The 24,532-nt window shown below is 72.3% G+C and carries 27 protein-coding genes; 15 read left to right on the top strand and 12 right to left on the bottom strand.

From position 1 onward, the window contains the following. The first annotated feature begins 8 nt into the window (after positions 1-8). The 5 genes from ACYVLJ_RS19070 to hisG all read left to right on the top strand — a co-directional run bounded on the left by ACYVLJ_RS19070 (position 9) and on the right by hisG (position 3,930). On the top strand, positions 9-671 hold the full coding sequence (locus ACYVLJ_RS19070; RefSeq protein ID WP_460439595.1) for an HAD family hydrolase: 663 nt from the start codon (positions 9-11) through the stop codon (positions 669-671). A gap of 59 nt (positions 672-730) precedes the next feature. Next, complete coding sequence (locus ACYVLJ_RS19065) at positions 731-2,194, top strand: AlkA N-terminal domain-containing protein (RefSeq protein WP_460439594.1); 1,464 nt, start codon at positions 731-733, stop codon at positions 2,192-2,194. 8 nt (positions 2,195-2,202) lie between these two features. Further along, positions 2,203-2,709: a methylated-DNA--[protein]-cysteine S-methyltransferase gene (locus ACYVLJ_RS19060; RefSeq protein WP_451972561.1), complete on the top strand. Its 507-nt coding sequence runs from the start codon at positions 2,203-2,205 to the stop codon at positions 2,707-2,709. A 66-nt stretch (positions 2,710-2,775) separates the two neighbouring features. Beyond that, positions 2,776-3,039: a phosphoribosyl-ATP diphosphatase gene (locus ACYVLJ_RS19055; RefSeq protein ID WP_451972563.1), complete on the top strand. Its 264-nt coding sequence runs from the start codon at positions 2,776-2,778 to the stop codon at positions 3,037-3,039. A gap of 45 nt (positions 3,040-3,084) precedes the next feature. After that, the gene (gene hisG, locus ACYVLJ_RS19050; protein ID WP_451973304.1) at positions 3,085-3,930 is read left to right on the top strand and encodes an ATP phosphoribosyltransferase; all 846 of its coding nucleotides are present in this window, start codon (positions 3,085-3,087) and stop codon (positions 3,928-3,930) included. A 29-nt stretch (positions 3,931-3,959) separates the two neighbouring features. Here the strand turns inward: hisG and ACYVLJ_RS19045 are convergent, their stop codons facing one another. The 3 genes from ACYVLJ_RS19045 to ACYVLJ_RS19035 form a co-directional block, all read right to left on the bottom strand. Next, the gene (locus ACYVLJ_RS19045; protein ID WP_451972565.1) at positions 3,960-4,895 is read right to left on the bottom strand and encodes a ParA family protein; all 936 of its coding nucleotides are present in this window, start codon (positions 4,893-4,895) and stop codon (positions 3,960-3,962) included. A gap of 64 nt (positions 4,896-4,959) precedes the next feature. Then, positions 4,960-5,751: a thioesterase family protein gene (locus tag ACYVLJ_RS19040; RefSeq protein ID WP_460439593.1), complete on the bottom strand. Its 792-nt coding sequence runs from the start codon at positions 5,749-5,751 to the stop codon at positions 4,960-4,962. Further along, positions 5,751-6,647 (bottom strand): RecB family exonuclease, encoded by an 897-nt coding sequence (locus ACYVLJ_RS19035; RefSeq protein WP_451972569.1) that lies wholly within the window; start codon positions 6,645-6,647, stop codon positions 5,751-5,753. The genes ACYVLJ_RS19040 and ACYVLJ_RS19035 overlap by 1 nt, the downstream gene beginning before the upstream one ends. 146 nt (positions 6,648-6,793) lie before the next feature. On the opposite strand from ACYVLJ_RS19035, the gene ACYVLJ_RS19030 reads away from it, so the two are divergent. Both ACYVLJ_RS19030 and ACYVLJ_RS19025 read left to right on the top strand, forming a co-directional pair. Further along, positions 6,794-7,945 carry a site-2 protease family protein gene (locus tag ACYVLJ_RS19030; protein WP_451972571.1) on the top strand — a complete coding sequence of 384 codons (1,152 nt, stop codon included), beginning with the start codon at positions 6,794-6,796 and terminating at the stop codon, positions 7,943-7,945. A 62-nt stretch (positions 7,946-8,007) separates the two neighbouring features. Then, on the top strand, positions 8,008-8,838 hold the full coding sequence (locus ACYVLJ_RS19025) for a tRNA (adenine-N1)-methyltransferase (RefSeq protein ID WP_451972573.1): 831 nt from the start codon (positions 8,008-8,010) through the stop codon (positions 8,836-8,838). Here the strand turns inward: ACYVLJ_RS19025 and ACYVLJ_RS19020 are convergent, their stop codons facing one another. Then, positions 8,839-9,288: a hypothetical protein gene (locus ACYVLJ_RS19020; RefSeq protein WP_460439592.1), complete on the bottom strand. Its 450-nt coding sequence runs from the start codon at positions 9,286-9,288 to the stop codon at positions 8,839-8,841. It lies immediately after the preceding gene. A 13-nt stretch (positions 9,289-9,301) separates the two neighbouring features. Continuing rightward, positions 9,302-10,153 carry a flagellar basal body-associated FliL family protein gene (locus ACYVLJ_RS19015; RefSeq protein ID WP_460439591.1) on the bottom strand — a complete coding sequence of 284 codons (852 nt, stop codon included), beginning with the start codon at positions 10,151-10,153 and terminating at the stop codon, positions 9,302-9,304. Positions 10,154-10,516: 363 nt separating this feature from the next. Between ACYVLJ_RS19015 and arc the strand changes: the two genes are divergently transcribed. After that, positions 10,517-12,319 (top strand): proteasome ATPase, encoded by a 1,803-nt coding sequence (arc, locus tag ACYVLJ_RS19010; RefSeq protein WP_451972579.1) that lies wholly within the window; start codon positions 10,517-10,519, stop codon positions 12,317-12,319. 51 nt (positions 12,320-12,370) lie between these two features. On the opposite strand, the gene ACYVLJ_RS19005 is transcribed toward arc, so the two are convergent. From ACYVLJ_RS19005 to ACYVLJ_RS18995, 3 genes are all read right to left on the bottom strand, one after another. Next, positions 12,371-13,297 carry a DMT family transporter gene (locus ACYVLJ_RS19005; protein WP_460439590.1) on the bottom strand — a complete coding sequence of 309 codons (927 nt, stop codon included), beginning with the start codon at positions 13,295-13,297 and terminating at the stop codon, positions 12,371-12,373. A 95-nt stretch (positions 13,298-13,392) separates the two neighbouring features. Further along, the gene (locus ACYVLJ_RS19000; RefSeq protein ID WP_460439589.1) at positions 13,393-14,280 is read right to left on the bottom strand and encodes an LLM class oxidoreductase; all 888 of its coding nucleotides are present in this window, start codon (positions 14,278-14,280) and stop codon (positions 13,393-13,395) included. Between the two features lie 67 nt (positions 14,281-14,347). Continuing rightward, positions 14,348-14,680, bottom strand: coding sequence for an ArsR/SmtB family transcription factor (locus tag ACYVLJ_RS18995; RefSeq protein ID WP_451972585.1), 333 nt, complete (start codon positions 14,678-14,680; stop codon positions 14,348-14,350). Positions 14,681-14,767: 87 nt separating this feature from the next. Here ACYVLJ_RS18995 and ACYVLJ_RS18990 point away from each other — a divergent pair, with 87 nt between their 5' ends. From ACYVLJ_RS18990 to ACYVLJ_RS18980, 3 genes are read left to right on the top strand one after another with little or no spacing between them, the layout of a single operon-like run. Then, positions 14,768-15,106, top strand: a complete 339-nt coding sequence (locus ACYVLJ_RS18990; protein WP_460439588.1) for a hypothetical protein — start codon at positions 14,768-14,770, stop codon at positions 15,104-15,106. Between the two features lie 8 nt (positions 15,107-15,114). After that, positions 15,115-16,044 carry an aldo/keto reductase gene (locus ACYVLJ_RS18985; protein ID WP_451973306.1) on the top strand — a complete coding sequence of 310 codons (930 nt, stop codon included), beginning with the start codon at positions 15,115-15,117 and terminating at the stop codon, positions 16,042-16,044. A gap of 53 nt (positions 16,045-16,097) precedes the next feature. After that, positions 16,098-16,712 carry a hypothetical protein gene (locus ACYVLJ_RS18980; RefSeq protein ID WP_451972589.1) on the top strand — a complete coding sequence of 205 codons (615 nt, stop codon included), beginning with the start codon at positions 16,098-16,100 and terminating at the stop codon, positions 16,710-16,712. On the opposite strand, the gene ACYVLJ_RS18975 is transcribed toward ACYVLJ_RS18980, so the two are convergent. Then, the gene (locus tag ACYVLJ_RS18975; protein WP_460439587.1) at positions 16,703-17,221 is read right to left on the bottom strand and encodes an NUDIX hydrolase; all 519 of its coding nucleotides are present in this window, start codon (positions 17,219-17,221) and stop codon (positions 16,703-16,705) included. The genes ACYVLJ_RS18980 and ACYVLJ_RS18975 overlap by 10 nt on opposite strands. A 42-nt stretch (positions 17,222-17,263) precedes the next feature. On the opposite strand from ACYVLJ_RS18975, the gene dop reads away from it, so the two are divergent. From dop to prcA, 4 genes are all read left to right on the top strand, one after another. Next, positions 17,264-18,766 (top strand): depupylase/deamidase Dop, encoded by a 1,503-nt coding sequence (gene dop / locus ACYVLJ_RS18970; RefSeq protein ID WP_451972593.1) that lies wholly within the window; start codon positions 17,264-17,266, stop codon positions 18,764-18,766. An 86-nt stretch (positions 18,767-18,852) separates the two neighbouring features. After that, entirely contained in the window at positions 18,853-19,047 is a 195-nt protein-coding gene (locus tag ACYVLJ_RS18965; RefSeq protein WP_013226725.1) for a ubiquitin-like protein Pup, read from the top strand. A 111-nt stretch (positions 19,048-19,158) separates the two neighbouring features. Continuing rightward, positions 19,159-20,013, top strand: a complete 855-nt coding sequence (gene prcB, locus ACYVLJ_RS18960) for a proteasome subunit beta (protein ID WP_451972595.1) — start codon at positions 19,159-19,161, stop codon at positions 20,011-20,013. 52 nt (positions 20,014-20,065) lie between these two features. Next, positions 20,066-20,866 (top strand): proteasome subunit alpha, encoded by an 801-nt coding sequence (gene prcA, locus ACYVLJ_RS18955; protein ID WP_460439586.1) that lies wholly within the window; start codon positions 20,066-20,068, stop codon positions 20,864-20,866. 49 nt (positions 20,867-20,915) lie between these two features. Here the strand turns inward: prcA and ACYVLJ_RS18950 are convergent, their stop codons facing one another. The 3 genes from ACYVLJ_RS18950 to ACYVLJ_RS18940 form a co-directional block, all read right to left on the bottom strand. Further along, positions 20,916-21,686: a class I SAM-dependent methyltransferase gene (locus tag ACYVLJ_RS18950; protein ID WP_460439585.1), complete on the bottom strand. Its 771-nt coding sequence runs from the start codon at positions 21,684-21,686 to the stop codon at positions 20,916-20,918. A gap of 31 nt (positions 21,687-21,717) precedes the next feature. After that, complete coding sequence (locus tag ACYVLJ_RS18945) at positions 21,718-22,905, bottom strand: alpha/beta hydrolase (RefSeq protein WP_460439584.1); 1,188 nt, start codon at positions 22,903-22,905, stop codon at positions 21,718-21,720. A 103-nt stretch (positions 22,906-23,008) separates the two neighbouring features. Continuing rightward, on the bottom strand, positions 23,009-24,433 hold the full coding sequence (locus tag ACYVLJ_RS18940; protein ID WP_460439620.1) for a phosphatase PAP2 family protein: 1,425 nt from the start codon (positions 24,431-24,433) through the stop codon (positions 23,009-23,011). Between the last annotated feature and the right edge of the window lie 99 nt (positions 24,434-24,532).

Genomic DNA, 24,532 nt, shown 5'->3' with positions numbered 1-24,532 from the left:
GATCCACTGTGGACGGACTCGATGCCGTGCTGTGGGACATGGACGGCACGCTGGTCGATTCCGAGAAGCTGTGGGACGTCGCCCTGTACGAGACGGCGGAAGCGCTGGGCGGCAAGCTGTCCGAAGAGCAGCGGATGACCCTCGTCGGGTCCAACATGGACGACACGTCGGCGTACCTGCTCGAGGTCGTCGGCCTGCCGGTGACGCCCGAAGCGGTCGCCGCGACCGGCGACCAGATCCGGCGCCGGACGGCCGGGCTGTTCGACGACGCGCTGCCGTGGCGTCCGGGCGCCCGCGAGGCCTTGGCCGCAGTGCGCGAAGCGGGGCTGCGTTCGGCCCTGGTCACCTCGACCGAGCGGGACCTGACCGAGCTGGCCCTGAACACGATCGGCCGCGAGTTCTTCGACGTCACGGTGTGCGGCGACGAGGTCGACGGCTTCAACAAGCCGCACCCGCGCCCGTACCTCAAGGCGGCCGAACTGCTGGGGGTCGCGCCGGAGCGGTGCGTGGCGGTCGAAGACTCGCCGCCGGGCACGGCGTCGGCGGTTTCGGCGGGCTGCACCGTGCTGGTGATCCCGAACGACGTCGAGGTCGAGCCGGGGGAGCGGCGCGTGTTCCGCGACTCGCTCGTCGGCGTCGACGTGCCGGCGCTGGCGGCCCTGCTGGGCTGAGCACGCCCAGGTCGCATTTCCGCTAGCCGCCGTCCGTCCGGTCCGCGATGCTGGACGGTGTGCATGAGGACTTCGAGCGGTGCGTGCGGGCCGTGCAGGCGAAGGATGCCCGGTTCGACGGGTGGTTCTACACGGCGGTCCTGACGACGAAGATCTACTGCCGGCCCAGCTGCCCGGTCGTCCCGCCGAAGCCGGAGAACATGAGCTTCCACCCGAGCGCGGCGGCGGCCCAGCAGGCCGGGTTCCGGGCGTGCAAGCGCTGCCGTCCCGACGCCAGCCCGGGCTCGCCCCTGTGGAACGAACGCGCCGACCTCGTCGCGCGGGCCATGCGGCTGATCGCCGACGGCGTCGTCGACACCGAGGGCGTCGGCGGTCTCGCCGCCCGGCTCGGCTACAGCGTCCGGCAGGTCGAACGCCAGGTGTTCGCGGAACTCGGCGCGGGACCGCTGGCGCTGGCCAGGGCCCAGCGCGCGCAGACCGCGCGGACGCTCATCGAGACGACCGCGCTGCCGATGACCGAGCTGGCCCTGGCCGCCGGGTTCGGCAGCATCCGGGCGTTCAACGACACCGTCCGCGAAGTCTTCGCGCTCACGCCGACCGAACTGCGGCAGCGCGCGAAGGGCAAGCCGTCGGCCGCGGCCGGGTCGATCGTGCTGCGCCTGCCCTACCGGAAGCCGCTCTGCCCGGACAACCTCTTCGGGCACCTCGTCGCGACGGGCGTGCCGGGCGTCGAGGAGTGGCGCGACGGCGCCTACCGCCGGACGCTGCGGCTGCCCCACGGCCACGGCGTCGTCGCGCTGCGGCCCGAGGACGGCCACATCGCCTGCCGGCTGACCCTGGCCGACCTCCGGGACCTGCCGACCGCCACCAGCCGCTGCCGCCGGCTGCTGGACCTCGACGCCGACCCGGTCGCCGTCGACGACCAGCTCGCCACCGACCCGCTGCTCGCGCCGCTGGTCGCGGCCGCTCCGGGCCGCCGGGTGCCGCGCACGGTCGACGGCGCCGAGTTCGCCGTGCGCGCGGTCCTCGGCCAGCAGGTCTCGACGGCGGCGGCGCGGACCCACGCCGCCCGCCTGGTCGTCGCGCACGGCGAACCGGTCGACGACCCCGAGGGCGGCCTGACGCACCTGTTCCCCTCGCCCGGGGCCCTGGCGTCGCTGGACCCGGAGACCCTGGCCATGCCGCGCAGCCGCCGTCGCACGCTGCTCGCCCTGGTCGAGGCCCTGACGGCCGGGCTGGACCTCGGCGCGGGCAGCGACTGGGGCGCGACCCGGGCCGCGCTGACCGCGTTGCCCGGCTTCGGGCCGTGGACCGTCGAGAGCATCGCCATGCGTGCCCTGGGCGACCCCGACGCGTTCCTCCCCACCGACCTCGGCATCAAGTACGCCGCCGAGACGCTCGGGCTCGGCGGCCAGGCCGCCGTCGTCGCCCGGTCCGGGCAGTGGCGGCCGTGGCGCGCCTACGCGACCCAGCACCTGTGGGCCACCGGCGACCACGCGATCAACCGGATGCCCGCGGCCTAGGAGGTCCCATGCGTTCCCACACCGTCGTCGACAGTCCCTGCGGCCCGCTGACCCTGGTCGCCGAGGACGCCGCCCTCTGCGGGCTGTACATGCACGAGCAGCGCCACCGGCCCGCCGAAGCGACGTTCGGCGCGCCCGGCTCGGCCGAAGTCTTCGCACGCACCGAGATCCAGCTCAAGGAGTACTTCGCCGGGCAGCGCCGGGAGTTCGACCTGCCGCTGGCCTTCGCCGGGACGCCGTTCCAGCGGACGGTGTGGACGGCGCTGCTCGAGATCCCGTACGGCGAGACCGCGTCCTACGGCGAGCTGGCGCAGCTGCTCGGCAAGCCGTCGGCCGCGCGGGCGGTCGGCCTCGCCAACGGCAAGAACCCGATCTCGATCATCGTGCCGTGCCACCGCGTGCTCGGCTCGACCGGTTCGCTCACCGGCTACGGCGGCGGCCTGGAGCGCAAGCGGTACCTCCTCGACTTCGAACGCCGTCCCAGTACTCGGGAGGCGCCGTCCACTTCGGTGTGAGATCGGCGGCATCCGCGGCGGGCCGGGGCGGCACGGCCGGGCCCGGGGTGGAAGGATCTGCAGACCGTGAAGACCTTCGATGAGCTGTTCGCGGAGCTTGCCGAGCGCGCCCGCACCCGTCCCGACGGGTCCGGCACCGTCGCCGCCCTCGACGCGGGGGTGCACGCGCAGGGCAAGAAGGTGCTCGAGGAAGCCGGTGAGGTGTGGATCGCCGCCGAGCACGAGTCCGACGACCGCCTCGCCGAGGAGATCTCCCAGCTGCTGTACCGGCTGCAGGTCCTGATGCTCGGCCGCGGGCTGTCGATCGAGGACGTCTACCGCTACCTGTGACGGGTCGCGCGAAGATCTCGCGTGAAGAACGAGGAGAAGAGCGAAATGCTGCGTGTTGCCGTGCCGAACAAGGGAGCCCTCGCCGCCGCGGCGACGGAGATGCTCGGCGAGGCGGGCTACCGCAAGCGGCATGAGCAGCGCGACCTGACCGTGCTCGACACCGTGAACGAGGTCGAGTTCTTCTTCCTGCGGCCCAAGGACATCGCGATCTACGTCGGCTCCGGTGACCTCGACCTCGGCATCACCGGCCGCGACCTCGCGCTGGACTCCGGAGCCCCGGTGGAGGAGATCCAGGCGCTCGGCTTCGGCGGCTCGACGTTCCGCTACGCCGCTCCGGCAGGCCGGGACTGGAAGCCGGCCGACCTGCAGGGCAAGCGGCTCGCGACGTCCTACCCGCGCCTGGTCCGGGACGACCTGGCCCGCCACGGCGTCGAGGCCGAGGTCATCCGGCTCGACGGCGCGGTGGAGATCTCGATCCAGCTCGGCGTCGCGGACGCGATCGCCGACGTCGTCGAGTCCGGCCGGTCCCTGCGCCAGCACAACCTGGTCGCGTTCGGCGACCCGATCTGCGTGTCGGAAGCCGTGCTGCTGCAGCGGGCGGACACCGCGGAGAGCCGCGCCAAGTCGCAGCTCGCCGCCCGCCTGCGCGGCGTGGTTTTCGCGCAGCAGTACATGATGCTGGACTACGACTGCCCGCGGACGCTCGTCGAGCGCGCGATCGCCATCACGCCGGGTCTCGAGTCGCCGACGGTCGCGCCGCTGGCCGACGAAGACTGGGTGGCCGTGCGCGCGATGGTGCCGCGCAAGAAGGTCAACCTCGTCATGGACGAACTGGCCGAGGTCGGCGCCAAGGCGATCCTGGCGTCGGACATCCGCTCCTGCCGCCTCTGACCGGCGAGCCGGCCGGCCGCGCGGAAACCTCAGCGCGGCCGGTTCGGCTTCTTCGGGAGCAGGTCGTAGAGCCCCTTGCGGGCGCCGTTGTCGTTGGCGTTGCGGGCGACCGCCACCTCCGAGATGAAGTCCTCGAAGACGAACTCCTCGTCGGCCGGGACCACCGCGGGGGCCCGGTTCTGCTCCAGGTAGCTGTCCAGCGTCGCCGCGATCTCGCGGAACGACAGGGCCTGCAACGTCTCCGGCGCGTACGTCGTCACCGGGACGCCGTTCGCCGCCGCCTCGTTCATCACCACGCCCAGCGGCAGGTGTGAGAGCATCGGGATGCCGAACTCGTACATCTCCTGCAGCGCGGCCGCCGCGTAGTGTGAGATCGGCCGCCGGTAGAGGCTCGGCACGAGCCCGAACCACGACAGCGGCTGGCGCCCGACCGTCTGCTCGACGTAGCGCACCTGGTCGGCCAGCAGCCGCAGCGCGCGGATGCTCGTCTTGTCCGGCTGGACCGGCACCAGGATGCCGTGCGACGCCGCCAGCGCGTTGTTCGTCAGCACGTCCAGCGCCGGCGGGCAGTCGATGATGCAGTGGTCGTAGTTGGCGAACTGGATCACCCGCGCGAGCTGCCAGCCCGGCACGCGGAACGAGTCGAGCCGCCGGATCAGGTCGAACATCCCCGGCGAGGTCGGTACGACGTCGAGCGCGCCGCCCTTGCCGAGGTTGCTGCGCGGGTGCCGCACGACGAGCTCCTCGATCGGCCCCTTCCACGTCTTGGCCAGGGCCTTCGCCAGCGTGGGCGCGTCCCCGCGGACCTCGGACAACCCGAGCATCTCGGTCGTCGCGTGGCCCTGCGGGTCGAGGTCGACCAGCAGCACCCGCCGGCCCCGCTCGGCCAGCGCGGCCGCGGTGCCGACGCTGAGCGAGGTCTTCCCGACCCCGCCTTTCTGGTTGACCACCGAGGTGATCTGCATGCCGGAGCGCTCCTCAAGTCGGTCGTTCCGCGAAGGTTATTGGATGCGGGCCCGTTGTGGGTGGCTATCCGCCCCCGGCCTGTCGCGGTCGCACCATCAGGGCCTGTGCGCCGGTGGCCACCGGGCCGCCCGAGTCGTGCAGGATGCTCGTCGCCGTGCCGATGCCGTGCGTGCCGACCAGGGTGACCGCGTCGAGGCCGATCCACTCGCCTGCGGGCGTCCGCCGCAGGTGCACGGTCAGCTCGGAGTTGATGAACCACCACTTGCGCGGATCGAGGTAGTTCGACACGCCGTTGCCGGAGTCGGCGACCGTGAACAGCCGCTGCAGCCCGCTCGGCTCCTCGCCGTCGACCAGCGGGACGCGCTGCCGGGCCCAGACGGCGGCCGGGCCGGGGACGTCCATGCCGCCGCGCACGGCGCGCCACTCCACCGCGTCGAGGTAGCCGGCCTGCCAGCCCTCCGGCCACGGTGACTCCGTGACGGTGTCCGGCGCGGGCATGAGCGGGCCGGCGTCGGTGGCGATCTCGGCCGTGTCGGAGGTCGCGATGCGCCACGCCGTCGCCCGCGCGACGACGCGTTCGGCGCTCGCCAGCTCGGCCTGCACCAGCTCCACCGACCGGCCCGGGCGCTCGACCCGGGCCCGCACGGAAAGCTCGGCGACCGGGGCCGGGCCGAGGATTTCGACCGTCACGCGCGCGAGCTCCGCCGGGTGCGCGGGTTCGACGTGTTCGAGCGCGCGGACCAGGAGCGCGGACGGCGGCCCGAAGTGCTGGGAATCGGAGGACCACGGACCGGCCGTGTGGGCGGTCGCGGAATACCGGTCGCCGCCGAGCGGCACGTAGAAGGCGTCGGCCATCAGTCGGCCCGGTCCAGCGGCGTCTCGTCGCCCGCGTCGGGCTCCGGCCAGCCGGGGTATGCGGGTGGGGTGCCGCCGTACTCGGGGCAGCGCGCCTGGTGGTCGCACCAGGTGCACAGCTTGCTCTTGTTCGCCCGGAAGTCGCCGGTCTTGCCCGCCTTGAGGATGGCCTGCCAGATGGCTTCCAGCGTGCGTTCGAAGCGCAGCAGCTCGGCTTCGTCGGGCGTGTAGGCGAGCGACTGGCCGTCGGTGAGGTACATCAGCTTCAGCTGGCGCGGCACGATCCCGCGCAGCCGCCACAGCACCACGGCGTAGAACTTCATCTGGAACATCGCCTTGGCCTCGCCGATTTCGCGCGGCGCGGCGCCGGTCTTGTAGTCCACGACCCGGATCTCGCCGGTCGGCGCGACGTCGAGCCGGTCGATGTAGCCGCGCAGCAGCACGCCCGAGCCGAGCTCGATCTCGACGTGCAGCTCGCAGGCCTCCGGCTCGAGCCGCCGCGGGTCTTCGAGGTCGAAGTAGGCGTCCAGCAGCTTTTCCGCCGACCGCAGCCAGTCCGCGTGGTCTTCGGGCTTTTCGCCGTCGAACAGTTCGGTCCACTCCGGACGGTCCGCCGACAGCTCCGTCCACGCCGGGCCGAGCAGCTCCCGCGCCTGCGCCGGGACGCGCTCGGCGGCCGGCAGCGCGAACAGCCGCTCCAGCACCGAATGGACGAGCGTGCCGCGCAGCTGGGCCTTGGTCGGGACCTCCGGCAGCCGGTCGACCGCGCGGAACCGGTAGAGCAGCGGGCACTGCTTGAAGTCGCTGGCCCGGGACGGCGACAGCGCGGGCCGCCGCCGCACCTCGGTGGCGACGGACGCGGGCGGATCGGTGGTGACGGTGTCGGCGTCGGGCATGGGCAGAGCGTAACGCCGGGGTACGACAGTTCCGGCGACCGCAACGCCCGGGCGGCCACGCCGACCGCCGCGCCCGGCCGTCCGGGGGCGACACCACCGGGGGCGGATCACCCGCTCCCCACACCGGGGGCTCTAGGCTCTCCGGCATGGCCGCGACCAGTGAACAGGGCACCGGGGGGACCCGGCAGGCCGTCGTCTCGGACGGCGGGCTCCTGCTGTTCCGCGTCGCCGGCGTGCCCGTGCTGCTCGCGCCGTCCTGGTGGATCGGCTCGCTGATCGTCGTCGTGCTGTACGCGCCCCTTGTCGGGCGGCTGCTCCCGGACGCCTCCACGCTGACGTCGTGGCTGCTGGCGGGCGCGTTCGCGCTGCTGCTGGGGCTCTCCGTGCTCGCCCACGAGCTCGGGCACTGCCTGGCCGCGCTGCGGCTGGGGATCCCCGTCCGGAGACTGCGCCTGTTCCTGCTGGGCGGTCTGTCCGAAGTGGCGCGCACGCCGAAGCGGCCCGTCCACGAAGGCCTGGTCGCGGCGGCCGGCCCCGCGGTGTCGCTGCTGCTGGGCGGGTTCTGCGGGCTGCTCATGTTCGCCGTGCCGCCGGACGGCGCGGTCTGGATGCTGATCGCCGAGTGCGCGGTGGCGAACCTCGCCGTCGGCGTGTTCAACCTGCTGCCCGGGCTGCCCCTGGACGGCGGCCGGCTGGTCCGCGCCGGGGTCTGGGCGGCCACCGGGATCCGCGCGAAGGGCACGCGCGCCGCCGTCGCGGGCGGGGCGGTCGTCGCCGCGGGCCTGCTCGTCTGGGCGATCTGGGGCCTGGCGACGGCCAGCCCGGACCGGTGGCTGCGCCTGGGCGTCTGCATCGTCACGGCGTGGTTCGTGATCCTCGGCGCGCGCTCCGAGCTGGCCGCGGAGGCCCGCCGCACCTGGCCGGAAGGTCTGGACCTCGGCGAGCTGGTGCGACCGGTGCTGCAGCTGCCCGCCGAAAGCCCGGTGTCGGACGCGCTGGCCGCGTCGGCCGGCCGGGGCGTGGTGCTGGTCCGCGCCGACGGCGTCGCGGCCGGGCTGCTGGACACGGGCGCGGCCGAGCGGCTGGCCGGGACGTCGCCGCACGCGCCCGCCGAACTGGCGGCCGAGCCGATCCGGGCCGAAACCGTGTTGCTGGCGTCGGAACCGGGGGAGGACGTCGTCGAGCGGGTCCGCGAAACCCCGGCGTGGCAGTTCCTGGTGGTCGACGACGAGGGCCGCCCCGCGGGCGTGCTGCGCCGGGACGATCTGCGCGCCGCGCTGAACCGCCGCACCCGCTGACGCCGGAGCCCGGGCGGCCTGCGAAGATCTGTCGTCGGCCATTCGGGGTACAGGAGGAAGTGTTGTCGGTCAGCGGACCGTTTCGCGCGGGTGATCGGGTGCAGTTGACCGACTCGAAGGGGCGGCACTACACGCTCACGCTGGCCGACGGCGGTGAGTACCACACCCACCGCGGCGCGCTCGCCCACGACGACCTCATCGGCCGTCCCGAGGGCTCGGTGGTCACGTCCGCCGGCGGCTCGACGTACCTGGCCCTGCGGCCCCTCCTGCCGGACTACGTGCTCTCGATGCCCCGTGGCGCGCAGGTGATCTACCCGAAGGACGCCGCGCAGATCGTGATGTGGGGCGACATCTTCCCGGGCGCCCGCGTGCTCGAGGCCGGCGCCGGCTCCGGCGCGCTGACCTGCTCGCTGCTGCGCGCGGTCGGCCCGGAAGGCCGCGTCCACTCCTACGAGATCCGTGACGACCACGCCGTGCACGCCGAGCACAACGTCGTGAAGTTCTTCGGCGAGAAGCCCGCGAACTGGTCGCTGACGGTCGCGGACCTGGCCTCGCACGAGGGCGAGGTCGACCGGGTCGTGCTGGACATGCTGGCGCCGTGGGACCAGCTGCCGAACGTCGCGGCCCACCTCGTCCCGGGTGGCGTGCTGACGGTCTACGTCGCGACCGTGACGCAGCTTTCGCGGGTCACGGAGTCCCTGCGCGAGCAGCAGTGCTGGACCGAACCCGAATCGTGGGAAACGCTGATGCGCCCGTGGCACGTGGTGGGCCTGGCGGTGCGCCCGGACCACCGGATGGTGGCGCACACGGCGTTCCTGCTCACCGCGCGGCGGCTGGCGGACGGCACCGTGTCCCCGCGTGTGTCGCGCCGGCCCAGCAAGGGCAAGGGGTAGTCAGCCCGGCACGCACCAGCGGCCGCTCTCCTTGTGCAGGGGGAAGGGCGTGTCCTTGGTCCCGCCCGCCGCTTCGACGTGCACCTTCGCCGTCGCGGACTCGCCGCGGACCTCCGGCGGCCCGGCCAGGGTCGCGGTGACCGGCCCGGCCGCGTCCCACGTGCGCTGCAGCCCGGCCAGCGCCTCGGCGGTCTGCGGCTTGCAGGTGAGCTTTCCGAACGCCGCCGAGTCGTGGTGGGCGATCGCCGCGACGATCTGCCGGGCCAGGACGTTCACCGCCGCCGTGTCGATCGCGTCGGGCGCGGCCGACTTCGACGGGCGGGTCACCGGCGGTGGCGGGCTCGACGGAGCGGGCGCGGAGCCGGACGGCGCGACCAGCAGCAGTCCCAGCACCACGCCCGCGACGGCCACACCGAGCAGGGCCAGCCCGGCGACGAGCGCCCGGTTCACCGACGGCGAAGGCTCACGAGCCGTCCGCCCGCACGTTGGACAGGCACCACAGGTCGGATTCCTTCTGGGCCGACATCGTGCCGACCTTGGTCGCCTTGCCGTCCGTGGCGGAGTACCGCACCGTGGACTTGTCCCCGGTGTCCGTCGGCGCGCCGGTCAGCTTGACGGTGACCTTCGGGATCTGCCCGGTGGTGCCCTCGTAGACACTGCGGCAGATGACGTCGCCGAGCGCCTTCTCGTCGCCCGCGTTGTAGGCGGCGATCGTCGAGTCGAACAGCTCCTGCGAGCTCGGCTTGCCGCCGGGGGCCGGGCCGCCGGCGGGCTTGCTGCCCTTCGTCGACGGGCTGGTCGGCGGGGTGGTCTTGCTCTTCGGCGTCGTCTTCGGCACCGGCGAGCTCGTCGCGGGCGGGGCAGCGGTCGAGCTGTCGTCCTTGTTGGCGAGGATGAACCAGGTCGCGCCGCCCCCGATGATGACCACCGCGGCGACCGCGATGCCGACGATGAGCCCGGTTTTCTTCTTCTTGGGCGGGGGCGCGTCGCCGAAGCCGCCGCCCCCGTACGGGTCGTAGCCCTGCTGTGGCTGTCCCCACTGGTCCTGCTGGGGGGCCTGGCCCCACTGGTCCTGCTGCCCGTACTGCGGGTAGCCCTGCTGGGGCTGAGGGCCCGTCTGGGGCGGGTAACCGCCCTGCTGGGGCTGGCCGTAGGGGCCGGGCTGCCCGAACTGCTGCGTGCCGCCGTAGCCCGGCTGGGGCTGGGGTCCGCTCTGGGGGTAGCCGCCCGGCTGCTGACCGTACGGCCCGGGCTGCTGCCCGTACCCCCCGGGCTGCTGGCCGTAGCCGCCCGGTTGCTGCGGCGGGTAGGTCATCGGTGGTGCCCCCTCGCGTTCCTTCGACTCCGGACCCGGCCGTGACGTGGCCGATGTCGGGCCGATGCTAGCCATCGGGCTCCCCCGCCGCGCGGTTAGGGCGGAACTCGTCGGAATCGTCATCTCCCGCAGGGTTGGCGCCTCGCCCGCGCGGGTACTCCTGACGTGCTTGGTTCGTCCCAGCCCGGCCGACCTCGCGACGCGCCCGTGCCAGGGTACCGAAATGGCCGCTTGCGCTGCGGGAATGTCCGTGCTGGACCAGGCGAGGAAACCGCGACGCGCCGATCTTGTGATCCGGAAAGGCCTTTTCTTGTCGGTGATCGCCGGTACCGTGGAATGAAAAGCACTCCGAGGAGGTGCCCGATGCATCATGACCTTCCCGGAGGTCGGCGCGAGGAGGCCGACCCTTCAGCAACATCCGGAGCTGGGACGACGGCGGACGAGCAGGCTCGGCAGATCCGTTTTCTCGAGGAGGAAGTGGCGCTGCTGCGCCGCAAACTGACCGACTCGCCACGGCAGAACCGAGTTCTCGAACAGCGACTCGCCGAGGCCTCGGAAAGGGTGAGCCAGCTCACCGAACGCAACACCAAACTGGTCGAAACCCTGCGTGAGGCGCGAGGACAGCTCCTCGCTCTCCGTGAGGAAGTCGACCGGCTGGCCCAGCCACCGTCCGGGTACGGCGTCTTCGTCGAGGCGTACGAGGACAACACGGTGGACGTCTTCACGGCCGGCCGGAAGATGCGGGTGTCCGTTTCGCCCGCGGTCGAGCTCTCGTCGTTGCGTCGCGGCCAGGCGCTGCGGCTCAACGAGGCGCTCACCGTGGTCGAGGCGGGCGGGTTCGAACGCACCGGCGAGGTGTGCGCGCTGCGTGAGGTGCTCGCCGCCGACGTCGAGGGCGGCAGCCTTCGCGCGCTGGTGGTCGGGCACGCGGACGAAGAGCGGGTGGTCCTGCTCTCCGACCTGCTGGCCGAGCAGCCGCTCAAGCCGGGCGACTCGCTGCTGGTCGACTCCAAGGCCGGTTACGCGTACGAGCGCGTGCCGAAGGCGGAGGTCGAGGACCTGGTGCTGGAGGAGGTGCCGGACGTCCGCTACGAGGACATCGGTGGCCTCACCCGGCAGATCGAGCAGATCCGCGACGCGGTGGAACTGCCGTTCCTGCACGCCGACCTGTACCAGGAGTACCAACTGCGGCCGCCCAAGGGTGTCCTGCTCTACGGCCCGCCGGGCTGCGGCAAGACGCTCATCGCCAAGGCCGTGGCGAACTCGCTGGCGAAGAAGGTGGCCGAGGCGCGGGGCGACTCGGCGGACGGGAAGTCCTACTTCCTGAACATCAAGGGTCCCGAGCTGCTCAACAAGTTCGTCGGGGAGACCGAGCGGCACATCCGCCTGATCTTCCAGCGGGCGCGGGAGAAGGCCTCCGAAGGCACCCCGGTGATCGTGTTCTTCGACGAGATGGACTCGATCTTCCGGACCCGTGGGTCGGGCGTCTCGTCCGACGTCGAGACCACGATCGTGCCGCAGCTGCTGTCGGAGATCGACGGTGTCGAGGGCCTGGAGAACGTCATCGTCATCGGCGCCTCCAACCGCGAGGACATGATCGACCCGGCGATCCTGCGGCCGGGCCGGCTCGACGTCAAGATCAAGATCGAGCGTCCGGACGCCGAAGGCGCGAAGGACATCTTCTCCAAGTACCTGGCCGAAGGCCTGCCGATCCACGCCGACGACCTCGCCGAGTTCGGCGGCGACGCCAAGGCGACGTTCGACGCGATGATCCAGCACACGGTCGAGCGGATGTACGAGGAGAGCGACGAGAACCGGTTCCTCGAGGTGACCTACGCCAACGGGGACAAGGAAGTCCTGTACTTCCGCGACTTCAACTCGGGCGCGATGATCCAGAACATCGTGGACCGGGCGAAGAAGTCGGCGATCAAGTCGGTGCTGGAGACCAAGCAGCCGGGTCTCCGCGTCCAGCACCTGCTCGACGCGATCGTCGACGAGTTCGCGGAGAACGAGGACCTCCCGAACACCACCAACCCGGACGACTGGGCCCGGATCTCCGGCAAGAAGGGCGAGCGGATCGTCTACATCCGTACGCTCGTCACCGGCAAGAACCAGGACTCGGGGCGGGCGATCGACACCGCCACGAACACCGGTCAGTACCTGTAGGGCTCGCACCCCGGAAGGGCGGTCGCCGCGGCGGCCGCCCTTCCGGCGTGTCTAGCGGCGGACGAGCTCCGGTTCGCTCCGGCGGCGCACGCGGAGCCGTCCGTGGGCGGCGAGGATGCCGAGCACGATCAGGAGCGCCCCGGCCGGCTGGTTCCAGCTCACCGGTTCGCCGAGCACCAGCACCCCGAGCAGCACCCCGACGACCGGTGTGAGGTAGGTCACCGCGGACGCGTTGGCCGCGCCCCAGGTCGCGATGATGCGGACGTTCCAGACGTACGCGATGCCCGTGCCGAAGACGCCGAGCGCGACCATGCCCGCCACCACCGGCCAGTCCAGGTGGACCGGCGTGGCCGCGATGGCCGGCGCCAGCAGGCCCAGGAGCACGCTCGCCGAGCCGGTTTGACCGAACGCGACGACCACCGGGTCGGCACCACGCGGTGAGACGAATCGGCGCATGTAGACGAAGCAGGCGCCGTAACACGTAGTGGCGCCCAGGCAGGCGAGCTGAGCCGTCAGCTGGTGCGAGACGTCGACGCCGTGCCACACCCCGACGATCGTGAGCACACCGAGGAAGCCGAGCGACAGGCCGAGCACCCGCGGCGGCGTGAACCGCTCCTCGGGGAGGGCCGCGGCCGCCAGCAGCATCGTGATGAGCGGCGTGGTCGCGTTGAAGATACTGGCCAAACCGGACGAAATGTACTGCTCGGCCCACGAGAACAACAGGAACGGCGCCACGCACAGCAGCACCGAGACGACCGCCAGATGACCCCATAGCACGGGATCGCGGGGGAGCGGCCGCCGCCGCGTCAGCAGCACCGCCCCCAGCGCGAACGCCCCCAGCGCGACCCGCGCCAGCGCGATCTGCGCGGGGGAGAGGCCGCTGAGGCCGACCTTGATGAACAGGAAGCTCGCTCCCCAGACCACGGCCAGCAGCGCGAACCGCGCCGTGACCCCGAAACCCGCTGTGCTCGACCGCATGAGCGCAGTCAACGGGCAGCACCGGGACGGAAGCCAGCGGTTTTCGGACCTCTGCCTGTGTATAACGACCTATACCGCACCGCGAGTGGCTCGGCCTACGCGGCGACGGGCAGCAGTGCCTCGGCCAGCCGGCGCCAGTGCGGCAGGGCCGAAGTGCCCGGCTCGACCCCGATGACCTGGATGCCGACGTGGTCGGCGCCCGCGTCGAGGTGGCCGCGCAGCTTGCCGGCGACCGTGTCGAGGCCGCCCCAGTACACGAGGTCGTCGACGAGCCGGTCGCTGCCGTGGCCGCCGTCGATGTCGGCCTCGGTGTAGCCGAGCCGCCGGAACTTCGCGACGTTGTACTGCGACGTCAGGTACGTGTGCAGGTGCCGGCGGGCGGTTTCCCGCGCCCGGGTGGCGTCGGTTTCGAAGAGCACGGCGTGCTCGACGCCGAGGAACGGGCCGGTGCCGAGGATCTCCCGTGCCTGGGCGGTGTGCTCCGGGGTCACGTGGTAGGTGTGCGCGCCGGCCGACCGGTCGCGGGCCAGCGCCAGCATCTTCGGGCCGTACGCCGCGAGCAGTCGTCGCACCGGCGCGCGTGGTTCGGGGTTGACGCCGGTGGTGACGTCCAGGGCGTCGAGGTAGTCGTTCATCGCCTGAAGCGGCTTCGCGCCCGGCTTTCCGGCGCCGAAGCCGAGGCCCAGCAGGTGGCGGTCCGGGTAGGCGTCCGCCAGCAGCAGGGCCGCGCCGCGGGTCCACTGCGGCTCACGGGACCAGATCTGCGCGATGCCGTTGACGACGGCGAGATGTTCGGTTGCCGACAGCAGGAAGCCGGCGTGCGTCAGGGCTTCCCGCCCTTCGGTCTCCGGGATCCAGATCGCCGGCCAGCCGAGTTCTTCCAGCTCCTGCACGGACTCCCGGATCAGGCTCGCCGGCTGGTCCTCGAAGTCGAACGTCCAGATCCCGTAGCGGCCCAGCCGCATGCCCTCGATCGTACTCATGAATCGAAGTATCGCAGAATTACGATGTGAGTCAACACGCGGGCTCAGCGCCGGGGAGGGGAGTGGTTCAGAGGGAGCGGCCGAGCGCGGCGACGAACTCGGCGATCCGGGCTTCGTCGCGCTTGTAGTGCGTCCACTTGCCGACGCGCGTCGCGAGCACCAGCCCGGCGCGCTGCAACCCGGCCATGTAGGCCGAGACCGTCGACTGCGCGAGACCGGTCTTCTCCTGGATGTGGCTCACGCACACGCCGACCTCCACCGGGTCGGCGATGGCCCGGTCCACGGGGAAGTGCCGCTCGGGCTCCCGCAGCCAGCCGAGGATCTGCAGGCGCTCCGGGTTCGCGAGCGCCTTGAACACTTCGAGGAGCTGCTCGGCCTCGGGCCCGGTGCGCGTCGTCATGGCCTCCCGAGTATAGGTCGATCACATCGAGGCACGCCGATGCGTGGTCCCCGGTCTTTCGCGTATAACGACCTATACTTCCCGGCTGTGAGCGAAGAAATCGCCCGGCCGCGCGCGCCGATCACCGAGTCCGACGTCCTGGCCTGGCTGGAGACGACCGCCGCCGCCGTCGAGGCGGGGAAGGTGAGCGCGCAGGAGCTCATCGACCTGCTCGGCGAGTTCCGCCGGGCGTCCGCGGCCTGCGCGGACGCGTCCGACTGGCTGCTGCTCGCCGCCCGCGAAGGCGGCGCCAGCCTCCGCCAGATCGCCCCGGTCTTCGGCAAGGGCTACGTCCGGGCGCCGGCCGCGCGCCTGGAGAAGCTCCACCGCCAGGCGCAGAACGCCGGTCAGTGGCTGGCCATCCTCCGGCACAAGCAGACGGCGTGAAGGAACCCATGGACCGCATCGCGCTCGGCCTGGCCGCACTGGGCCGCCCCGCCTACATCAACCTCGGGCGCGAAGGCGCCCTGCCGCCGGTGCGCGACGTCGGATCGATGCGTGCCGCGACCTTCGCGGTCCTGGACGACGCGTACGCGGCGGGCGTCCGGCACGTCGACGTGGCCCGCTCCTACGGGCGCTCGGAGGAGTTCCTGGCCGGCTGGCTCGCCGAGCGCGGGCACGCCGACGTCGAGGTCTCCAGCAAGTGGGGCTACGCCTACGTCGGCGACTGGCGGCTCGACGCCGAGGTGCACGAGGTGAAGGAGCACTCGGCGGCGCGGTTCGCCGCGCAGTGGGCGGAAACCCTGGCGCTGCTGGGGAACCGGGTCGGGCTCTACCAGGTCCATTCGCTCACTGTGGACAGTCCGCTGTTCGCCGACGAGCCGCTGATCGAGGCGCTGGCGGAGCTGTCCGCGAACGGGGTCGCGGTCGGGTTCTCGACGTCCGGGCCGGCCCAGGCGGACGCGATCGAGCGGGCGTTCGCGCTGGAAGTGGCCGGGCAGCCGGTGTTTTCGGCCGTCCAGTCGACGTGGAACGTGCTGGAGCCGTCCGCGGGTCCGGCGCTCGAAGCCGCGCACGCGGCCGGGAAACGGGTGCTGGTCAAGGAAACCCTGGCCAACGGCCGGCTCGTCGTCGAGGCGCCGGCGGTCGTGCTCGCCATCGCGGCGGCGCACGGGGTCGGGGCGGACGCGGTGGCGGTGGCCGCGGTCCTCTCGCGCGGTTGGGCCGACCGTGCGGTCATCGGCCCGGCGAGCCCGGGCCAGCTGGCGGCGAACCTGCGCGCGACCACGCTTTCCCTGAGCACCGAGGAGGAAGCCGCGCTGGCCGGCCTGGCGGAGAATCCGGGGGAGTACTGGCGACACCGGTCCTCCCTCGGGTGGGACTGAGCGGCTGCACTACCCTCGCAGCCACACGAGCGGACGACAGGAGGCCGGAGCAGGTGCGTCATCGGCAGGTGGTCGCCTTGGCCGCGGTCGCGTTGGTCGGCCTCACGGGCTGCGACGGGCCCGACCCGAACAACCTCGAGACGTACTACGACGACCCCGTCCCGACGTCGTCGCCGGTCCCGACCGCCACGGAAGCGCCGGTGAGCCCGGCCGAGGCGGCTCCGGCCAAGCCGCCGGCGCCCGACCCGGGCCTCGTCGCGGAGCAGGCGTTGCTGACGGACGCGGACGTCGCCGAAGAGGGGGTCCAGCCGGGTTCGGGCGAGGCTTCGGGGTGCCTGACGGACACCGTGTCGGCGAGCAGCCGGACCGCGACCTGGCGCTACCCCAGCGGGTCGCTGCTGCGGCACCGGGTCGCGGCGTACCCGGACCAGCCCGCGGCCGACGTCGTCGCGAACGCCGTCTGCACGGGCAGGCCGGTGACCGTGCCGGCCCAGCCGGGTGTCGAGCGGCAGCGGGCGTGGTGCGACGGAAAGACCTGCACGGTGTTGCTGGCCAAGGGAAAGCTCGTGTCGGGGCTGACGGTCTCGGCGAGCACGGAGGCGCGGGCCGTGGACGCGGCGAAGCGCCTGTTGCCGGCGATGACGGCGAAGCTCGCGGCTCAGCCGTAGCGGCGGAACCATTCCTGGACGCCTTCGCGGCCGTCGGGGATGAAGGGCAGTTCGGGCGCGGGGTCGTCGACCCAGGCGCGCAGCTCGTCCAGGGGCAGCCAGCGGCCTTCGACGATCTCTTCGGCCTGGTGGCGGATCGGGCCGTCCCAGCGGACTTCGAAGGCGAAGTTGTGGCAGCGGTTGCGGCCGTCGTCGTACACCTTCGTGAACAGCGGAACGGGTTCCACCCCGTGGACGCCGAGCTCTTCGGCCAGTTCGCGGCGGGCGCAGTCGGCCGGGGTCTCGCCGGCCGCGACCACGCCGCCGGCCCAGCAGTCCCACGTAGAGGGGAACACGTCCTTCACCGCCGTGCGGAGGTGCACGTAGACGGCGCTTCCGTCACCCGAACGGACCAGTACGACGCCGGCGGCGTGCCACAGCGCGTCGGCGCGGACCCGGCCGCGGGTGGCCGTGCCGACCACCGAGCCGGCCTGGTCATAGAGGGCAACGAGTTCGTCACTGCCTGGCATGGGTGCATCGTTCCACTAGGGCGACCCCGTAGGGTGGTGGACATGCGGCGGATCATGGGAACCGAAGTCGAGTACGGCATCTCCGTGCCGGGCGACGCGACGGCGAACCCGGTACTCACCTCCACCCAGGTCGTGCTGGCCTACGCGGCCGCGGCGGACATCCCGCGCGCCCGCCGGGCCCGGTGGGACTACGAAGTGGAGTCCCCGCTGCGGGACGCGCGCGGGTTCGACCTGACCGGCCCCGGCGGGCCGGGCCACGACCCGGACGTCGAGGACCTGGGCGCGGCGAACGTCATCCTGACCAACGGGGCGCGGCTGTACGTCGACCACGCGCACCCGGAGTACTCGGCGCCCGAGGTGACGAACGCGCGCGACGCGGTCATCTGGGACAAGGCGGGCGAGCGGGTGATGGAGGAGGCCGCGCTCAAGGCGGCGTCCGTCCCCGGGCAGCCCCAGCTGCAGCTGTACAAGAACAACGTCGACGGCAAGGGCGCGAGCTACGGCACGCACGAGAACTACCTGATGGCGCGCTCGACGCCGTTCACGGCGGTGATCGCGGGGCTGACGCCGTTCTTCGTCTCGCGGCAGGTCGTGACGGGCTCGGGCCGCGTCGGGATCGGCCAGCAGAGTGAAGAGGCCGGGTTCCAGCTCTCCCAGCGTGCTGACTACATCGAGGTCGAGGTCGGCCTGGAGACGACGCTCAAGCGCGGGATCATCAACACCCGCGACGAGCCGCACGCGGACGCGGACAAGTACCGCCGACTGCACGTCATCATCGGCGACGCGAACATGTCGGAGTACTCGACGTACCTGAAGGTCGGCACGACGGCGCTGGTGCTGGACCTGATCGAGTCCGGGATCCGGTTCGACGACCTGAAGCTGGACGAGCCGGTGAAGGCGGTCCACCAGATCAGCCACGACCCGACGCTGAAGACGCAGGTGGCGCTGGCGAACGGCAAGAAGTACACCGGGCTGGACCTGCAGTTCGCCTACCACGAGATCGCTTCGCAGAACTTGGAGCGCACCGGCGCCGACCAGGCGTCGAAGGAGGTCCTGCGGGTCTGGGGCGAGGTGCTGGACGCCCTGGCGCGGGACCCGGCGGAGTGCGCGGACCGGCTGGACTGGCCGGCGAAGCTGCGCCTGCTCGAGGGCTACCGCCAGCGGGACAACCTGGCCTGGGGCGCGCCGCGGCTGCGGCTGGTCGACCTGCAGTATTCGGACGTGCGGCTGGCGAAGGGCCTGTACAACCGGCTGGTGACGCGCGGGTCGATGAAGCGGCTGGTCACGGAGGAAGAGGTGCTGGCCGCGGTGACGACGCCGCCGTCGGACACGCGGGCCTACTTCCGCGGCCGGGCGCTGGAGAAGTACGCGACGTCGATCGCGGCGGCGTCGTGGGATTCGGTCATCTTCGACGTCGGCAAGGAGTCGCTGGTGCGGATCCCGACCCTGGAGCCGTTGCGGGGGACGAAGGCGCACGTCGGCAAGCTGCTGGACGAGTCGGCGACGGCCGAGGACCTCGTGGAGGCCCTCACCGGTTCGGACTAGGCGGGACGCACCAGCGATCGCGGCGTGACCCCGAATGTCGGGGCCGCTGGGTAGGCTAGGAAACATCAGCCACACCGGGAGGCGAGATGGCCCAGGAAAAGATCGAAAAGCACGGCGGCGGCGACTCCGACGAAGAGTTCGACGACACCGGCGCGGCGGGTCAGGAGCGGCGCGAAAAGCTCGGCGAGGACGTGGACACGATCCTGGACGAGATCGACGACGTGCTCGAGGAGAACGCCGAGGACTTCGTCCGGGCCTACGTGCAGAAGGGCGGCGAGTAAGCCGCTCGGGCGCCGCGCCCTTGCCGACCGTTCAGCCGGCGGCCGGGGCTCCACGTGACGGCTGGCCGCACGTGGGGCTTCGGCCCGCACAGATGGGATTTTTGAGCACGTATGGACAACACCAGGGGCATCTCGGGTCCCGCGCTGCCGGCCGCGTACTTCTCGTCGGCGACGTCGTCGTTTTCGGACTTCCTGCGTGAGCAGGCGCCCGAGTTGCTCCCCCGGCGCCCGGTGACGCCGGGCGCCGCGGAGCTGGGCGTGCCGCACGGGACGACGATCGTCGCGTGCACGTTCGCGGGCGGCGTGCTGATCGCGGGCGACCGGCGGGCGACGTCGGGGAACCTGATCGCGAGCCGGGACATCGAGAAGGTGCACGTCACCGACGAGTACTCGGCCGTGGGCATCGCGGGCACGGCCGGCTTGGCCGTGGAGATGGTGCGGCTCTACGCGGTGGAGCTCGCGCACTACGAGAAGATCGAGGGCGTTTCGCTGTCGCTGGACGGCAAGACGAACAAGCTGGCCGGCATGGTCAAGGGCAACCTCGAGATGGCGATGGCCGGGCTGGCGGCGATCCCGTTGTTCGTGGGGTACGACCTGGAGGCCGAGGACGCCAAGCACGCCGGGCGGATCGTGTCGTACGACGCCGCGGGCGGGCGGTACGAGGAGAACGGCGGCTACGCGGGCATCGGTTCGGGTTCGCTGTTCGCGAAATCCGCGCTGAAGAAGCTGCACGACCCGGACGCCGACGTCGAAGGCGCGGTGCGGGTCGCGGTGGAGGCGCTCTACGACGCGGCGGACGACGACACCGCGTCGGGCGGGCCGGACCTCGTGCGGCGGATCTTCCCGAGCGTCGTGACGATCACGGCGGAGCGGGGTGCCGTGCAGCTGTCCGAGTCGGAGACCGCGGCGGTCGCGGAAGCGGTCGTCGCGGGGCGGATCGAGCGCCAGCAGCGCCGGCTCGCCTGACCCGGACCGAACCAGTGAACGTTGGAACACCGGAAGACCTGGAGCGCACACCGTGACGATGCCGTTGTATGCCTCTCCCGAGCAGCTGATGCGGGAGCGTTCCGAGCTGGCGCGCAAGGGCATCGCGCGCGGCCGGAGCGTGGTGGTGCTGAAGTACTCGGGCGGCGTGCTGTTCGTGGCGGAGAACCCGTCGGCGACGTTGCACAAGGTGTCCGAGATCTACGACCGCATCGGGTTCGCCGCGGTCGGGCGCTACAGCGAGTTCGAGAACCTGCGCGTGGCGGGGATCCGGCACGCGGACCTGAAGGGCTACCAGTACGACCGGCGTGACGTGAGCGCGCGGGCGCTGGCGAACGCCTACGCGGCGACGCTGGGCAGCATCTTCACCGAGCAGCTGAAGCCGTTCGAGGTGGAGATCTGCGTGGCGGAGGTCGGCGCGAGCTCGGCGGAGGACCAGCTGTACCGGCTGACCTACGACGGCTCGATCTTCGACGAGCCGCAGTACGTGGTGATGGGCGGTCAGACGGACAAGATCTCCTCGAAGCTCAAGGAGACGTTCGAGGACGGCCTGGAACTGCAGGCGGCCCTGGGCGTGGCGATCGAGGCCCTGAAGGCGGCCAGCCAGTCGTCGACGGCGTCTTCGTCGTCGGCGGGCTCGTCCTCGTCGTCGACCGCCGGGACGTCGTCGAACGGCAACGGCGACGCGGACCCGATCAAGCTGGAGGTGGCGGTCCTGGACCGCGACCGCCCGCGGCGCTCGTTCCGCCGCCTGACGGGAACGGCGCTGGACGCGCTGCTGCCGGTGCCGGACCCGCAGGGCGAGGAGCCGGAGAGCAAGCCTGAAGGCGAGTAAGCCTGTTCGGAGACGGGGCGTGGCCGGTGGCCGCGCCCCGTTTCCGCGTTCAGCGGCGGGCGATGGCGAGCAGGTGGGCACTCGCGTGCACGAGGTGCGGGTCCTGTTCGGCGAGCCGGGCGGCCCGCAGGGCGGATGCGGCGAGGCGCGGGAACTCGTCCGGGCCCGCGCTGTCGAGGGCGGGCCATGACGGGCCCTCGACGCCGTACACCGAGGGGTCGGTGAAGCCCGCGCCCGCGACTTCGTCGTGGAGTTCGGCGGCGGTGTGCCAGTGCGTGGGGACGAAACCGGCGTGACCGTCGTACGCCCCGGTCGTGACGACGGCGCGGACGCCGTCTTCGCGCTCGTCGGTGAGCGTTCCGGCGGCGCCGGTCTCCAGCAGCGAGAGGTAGCGGCTGATCCCGGCCGCCGCGAGCAGGCCGCCCGGGCGCAGCACCCGCCGGGCCTCCGCCAGCGCGCGAGCGCGATCGGGCGCGTCGACGAGGTGGTAGAGCGGGCCGAACAGCAGGACGACGTCGTAGGACGCCTCGGCCGCGTCGAGGCCGCGCGCGTCGCCGACCGAGGCCGTCACGCCGGGCAGGGCCGCTGCCTGGGCGACGTGGGCGGGCACGACGTCGACCAGGTGCACCGGATGCCCGTCCGCGGCCAGCCAGGCGGCGTGGACGCCCGTGCCGCCGCCGACGTCGAGGATCCGGGCTCGTCCGGGCAAGAACCGGCGGAGCAGTTCTTGCGTGCGCAGGTATTCGAGCCTGCCGTGCGGGGTGCGGGCGAGCCGGGTGTCTTCGGCGGGGCCGGTGGCGTAGTGCGTCGCGAGGTCCATGATCCAGGGTCTCGGACGCGACAACCGGATTTCAGGAGCTCGCCGGCGAAGCCCGGAAGTTCTGGTCGGCGAACGCCAGCATGTACGGCAGCGTGGCCCGCGCGGTGTGCCACGTGTGGTTGAAGCCGCGCTCGGCGTGGACGACCGCCTCCTGGCCGCGGGCGCGCAGCGCGTCAGCGATCCGGTGAGCCGTCGTGACGTCCGTGGGCGCGCCCGTGCCGACCGCGAGCATCACCGAGATCGGCGCCGGGAAGGTCATCGTGGGCAGGTAGCGGCGCGGGGTGTTGGCCGCGATCGCCGCGCGGTTGCCGTCCAGGACGCCGACCGAGTCGTTGAGGTCGTCGTAGGGGAGGGCGATCAGCAGCGTGCCGAACTCGTCGACGTGGTGCAGGCCGATGTTGAGGGCACCGAAGCCGCCGCCGGACATGCCGCCCAGGGCGCGGTGGCGGCGGTCGGGGATCGTGCGGTAGCGCTGGTCGATCGCCGGGACCACCGTGCGGGCGAGGTAGGTCTCCAGCTGCGGGCCGCCCGGGACGTCGAGGCATTCCCAGTCCGTGCTGGGGACGCCGGCGGTCAGGTCGACGCTGACCACGATCATCGGCTCGATGACGTTCGCCTTCTGCAGGGCCAGGAGCGTGCCGGGCGCGTCGCCGGAGGTCAGCCAGTCGCGGGGGCCGCCGAACGGGTAGCCGTGGATGAGGTAGACGACCGGGTAGCGGCGGGCGGCGTTCGCGTTGTAGCCCGGCGGCAGCACGACGTAGTTGCTGCCGGACGGGACCGCGTGCGCGGGGTCGGGCAGGTTCACGACGTCGACCCGCTGGCCGGCGCTCGGCTGGGAGACGCCGGCCCGGGGTGCGGACGGGGCGTCTTCGCCGTCGTCGAGCATGCGTCCGGCGAGGTTGACCGGGCCGGGGCCGCGCTGGAGGAGCCGCGCGAGGTCGTCGGACGTGCGCACGTACCCGACGTAGCTGTTCAAGGCAGTGACTGCGGCGAGCAGGAGCAGCACGCCGACGGCGGCCGAGCCCCAGCGGCGCACCCGGCGCCGGTGGCCCAGCGCGATCACGGCCGCCAGCACCGCGACGGCCGCCGAGGCGAACGCGAGCCAGATGAGCGGTGATTCGAACGGGCCGATGTCACGGGCGCGGGCCGTGACGTCGCCGGGCAGCACCGGATCACTGGCGGCCCGGTGGATCAAGCTCGCCAGGCCGTGCCCGTCCATGCAGTCCCCGCTCGTCCCCTGGTTGCGGGCAGGGTCGCCCGCAACTCCCTCGCGAAGCTATCGAGACGAAGCTGTGGGTTCGTTGAGAGAAGGTAAAGAGTTATTAAGGACGGTAGATGGTCAGGGCGCTGGGGCGGGACCGGAAGCGGAACCGGTTGCCGAGCGGGCCGACCTCGCCGTCCGTGGCTACGCGCCGGTGGCCGTCCTGCAGCTCGACGTCCAGCTCGGGCACGTCCAGCTCCTGGTAGACGTGGCTGGCGGCCAGGGTGCGCGTCAGCATCGCGACGAGGAACCGGGCCCGCGAATAGGGCAGGTCCGCGCGCAGGTAGCGGACGTCGAGCAGGCCGGTGTCGAGCGCGGGCCGGCGGCTGGGCGCGAAGCCCTTCGGGGCGTACGTGCCGTTGCCGACGAACAGCAGCCACACCTGGGTGAGCTTGCCGTTGAGCCGGACGGTCAGCGGCTTGGCGTGCCGCAGCGTCCGCGCCAGCGCGATCGCGGCCGAGGGCCACTTGGGGTGCTTCTCCTGCAGCTTCTCGCGCAGCCGCACCATCTCCGGGTAGCCGCCGAGGCTGGCGGTGTTGACGAACCAGCGGTGGGCGGTGCCGTCGGCCCCGTCGATCACGACCTCGCCCAGGTCGATCCCGACGGCGTTGCCGACCTCGGTGGCCGCGTCGGCGTCGGGCATCGAGCGGACGCCGACGTCGCGGGCGAAGTGGTTGAGGGTGCCCGCCGGGATCAGCGCGAGCGGCAGGTCGCGTTCCGCGGCGACCGACGCGACCGCGGCGACGGTGCCGTCACCGCCCGCGACGCCGAGCGCCCGGACCGTGCCGCGGGCGTCGATCTCGGATTCGAGCTGGGTGCGCAGGTCCTGCTCGGGGTCCGGGTAGAGGATCTGGGCCTTGGGCCAGGCGTAGCGGGCTTCCTCGGTCGGGTCCTGGCCGTCCACCCCGGACTTCGGGTTGACCAGCACCAGCATGTCCTCGCCGTCGACCATCTCCGGCGCGTCCGCGTCGTGGGCGGTGCGGGCGGGGACGTCGTCGTGCAGTGGCCACCAGTGCCGCGTCGCCAGGCCCACGCCGACGCCGATGCCCAGGCCGACGCCCACGTCCGAGGGCCAGTGGACTCCCGTGTGGACGCGTGAATAGGCGACGGCCAGCGCCACCGGGGCGACGGCGAGACCGGCGCGCGGCGACTCGAGCGCCACGGCCGTCGCGAAGGCCGCCGCGGAGGCGGAATGGCCCGAGGGGAACGACGACGACGTCGGGCGTTTCCGCAGCCGGCGGTGCTCGGGCACTTCTTCCTCGGCCGGGCGCCGGCGGGGGAAGAGCGGTTTGCCGAGCAGGTTCGCGACGGCGCTGGCCCCGGCGATCGCGACGACCCCGCGTAGGGCGCCGCGGCGGGTGGCGCCCTTGCGCGTGGCCAGCAGCGCCGCGACGGCCCACCAGAGCCGGGACTTGTTGGCCGATCTCGAGAGGGCCATCAGCGCGTCGTCGGCCTTCGTGGCCGGCAGCCGCGCGCTGCGCCGCATCAGGGCGCGATCGGTCCGGCCGACCCGCCGGAAGGCCCGGATGAGCTGGTGTGACAAGAGGTCCGCCTTCCGCGTGCCGTCAAGAGCCGTGCTCCAATC

This window comes from Amycolatopsis stemonae (assembly GCF_054781455.1).
Note: the sequence above shows the minus strand (reverse complement) of the source record. Positions and strands in the feature narration are given on the sequence as shown.

What these genes read in the sequence shown, in the direction of transcription:
- ACYVLJ_RS18975 (WP_460439587.1), bottom strand. Translation starts at nt 17,221, where the DNA reads ATGCCAGGCAGTGACGAACTCGTTGCCCTCTATGACCAGGCCGGCTCG.
- prcB (WP_451972595.1), top strand. Translation starts at nt 19,159, where the DNA reads ATGGACAACACCAGGGGCATCTCGGGTCCCGCGCTGCCGGCCGCGTAC.
- ACYVLJ_RS19005 (WP_460439590.1), bottom strand. Translation starts at nt 13,297, where the DNA reads ATGCGGTCGAGCACAGCGGGTTTCGGGGTCACGGCGCGGTTCGCGCTG.
- ACYVLJ_RS18995 (WP_451972585.1), bottom strand. Translation starts at nt 14,680, where the DNA reads ATGACGACGCGCACCGGGCCCGAGGCCGAGCAGCTCCTCGAAGTGTTC.
- ACYVLJ_RS19035 (WP_451972569.1), bottom strand. Translation starts at nt 6,647, where the DNA reads ATGCCCGACGCCGACACCGTCACCACCGATCCGCCCGCGTCCGTCGCC.
- dop (WP_451972593.1), top strand. Translation starts at nt 17,264, where the DNA reads ATGCGGCGGATCATGGGAACCGAAGTCGAGTACGGCATCTCCGTGCCG.
- ACYVLJ_RS19060 (WP_451972561.1), top strand. Translation starts at nt 2,203, where the DNA reads ATGCGTTCCCACACCGTCGTCGACAGTCCCTGCGGCCCGCTGACCCTG.
- ACYVLJ_RS18940 (WP_460439620.1), bottom strand. Translation starts at nt 24,433, where the DNA reads ATGCGGCGCAGCGCGCGGCTGCCGGCCACGAAGGCCGACGACGCGCTG.
- ACYVLJ_RS18985 (WP_451973306.1), top strand. Translation starts at nt 15,115, where the DNA reads ATGGACCGCATCGCGCTCGGCCTGGCCGCACTGGGCCGCCCCGCCTAC.
- hisG (WP_451973304.1), top strand. Translation starts at nt 3,085, where the DNA reads ATGCTGCGTGTTGCCGTGCCGAACAAGGGAGCCCTCGCCGCCGCGGCG.
- ACYVLJ_RS19030 (WP_451972571.1), top strand. Translation starts at nt 6,794, where the DNA reads ATGGCCGCGACCAGTGAACAGGGCACCGGGGGGACCCGGCAGGCCGTC.
- ACYVLJ_RS19045 (WP_451972565.1), bottom strand. Translation starts at nt 4,895, where the DNA reads ATGCAGATCACCTCGGTGGTCAACCAGAAAGGCGGGGTCGGGAAGACC.
- ACYVLJ_RS19015 (WP_460439591.1), bottom strand. Translation starts at nt 10,153, where the DNA reads ATGACCTACCCGCCGCAGCAACCGGGCGGCTACGGCCAGCAGCCCGGG.
- ACYVLJ_RS18965 (WP_013226725.1), top strand. Translation starts at nt 18,853, where the DNA reads ATGGCCCAGGAAAAGATCGAAAAGCACGGCGGCGGCGACTCCGACGAA.
- ACYVLJ_RS18950 (WP_460439585.1), bottom strand. Translation starts at nt 21,686, where the DNA reads ATGGACCTCGCGACGCACTACGCCACCGGCCCCGCCGAAGACACCCGG.
- ACYVLJ_RS18945 (WP_460439584.1), bottom strand. Translation starts at nt 22,905, where the DNA reads ATGGACGGGCACGGCCTGGCGAGCTTGATCCACCGGGCCGCCAGTGAT.
- ACYVLJ_RS19040 (WP_460439593.1), bottom strand. Translation starts at nt 5,751, where the DNA reads ATGGCCGACGCCTTCTACGTGCCGCTCGGCGGCGACCGGTATTCCGCG.
- ACYVLJ_RS19000 (WP_460439589.1), bottom strand. Translation starts at nt 14,280, where the DNA reads ATGAGTACGATCGAGGGCATGCGGCTGGGCCGCTACGGGATCTGGACG.
- arc (WP_451972579.1), top strand. Translation starts at nt 10,517, where the DNA reads ATGCATCATGACCTTCCCGGAGGTCGGCGCGAGGAGGCCGACCCTTCA.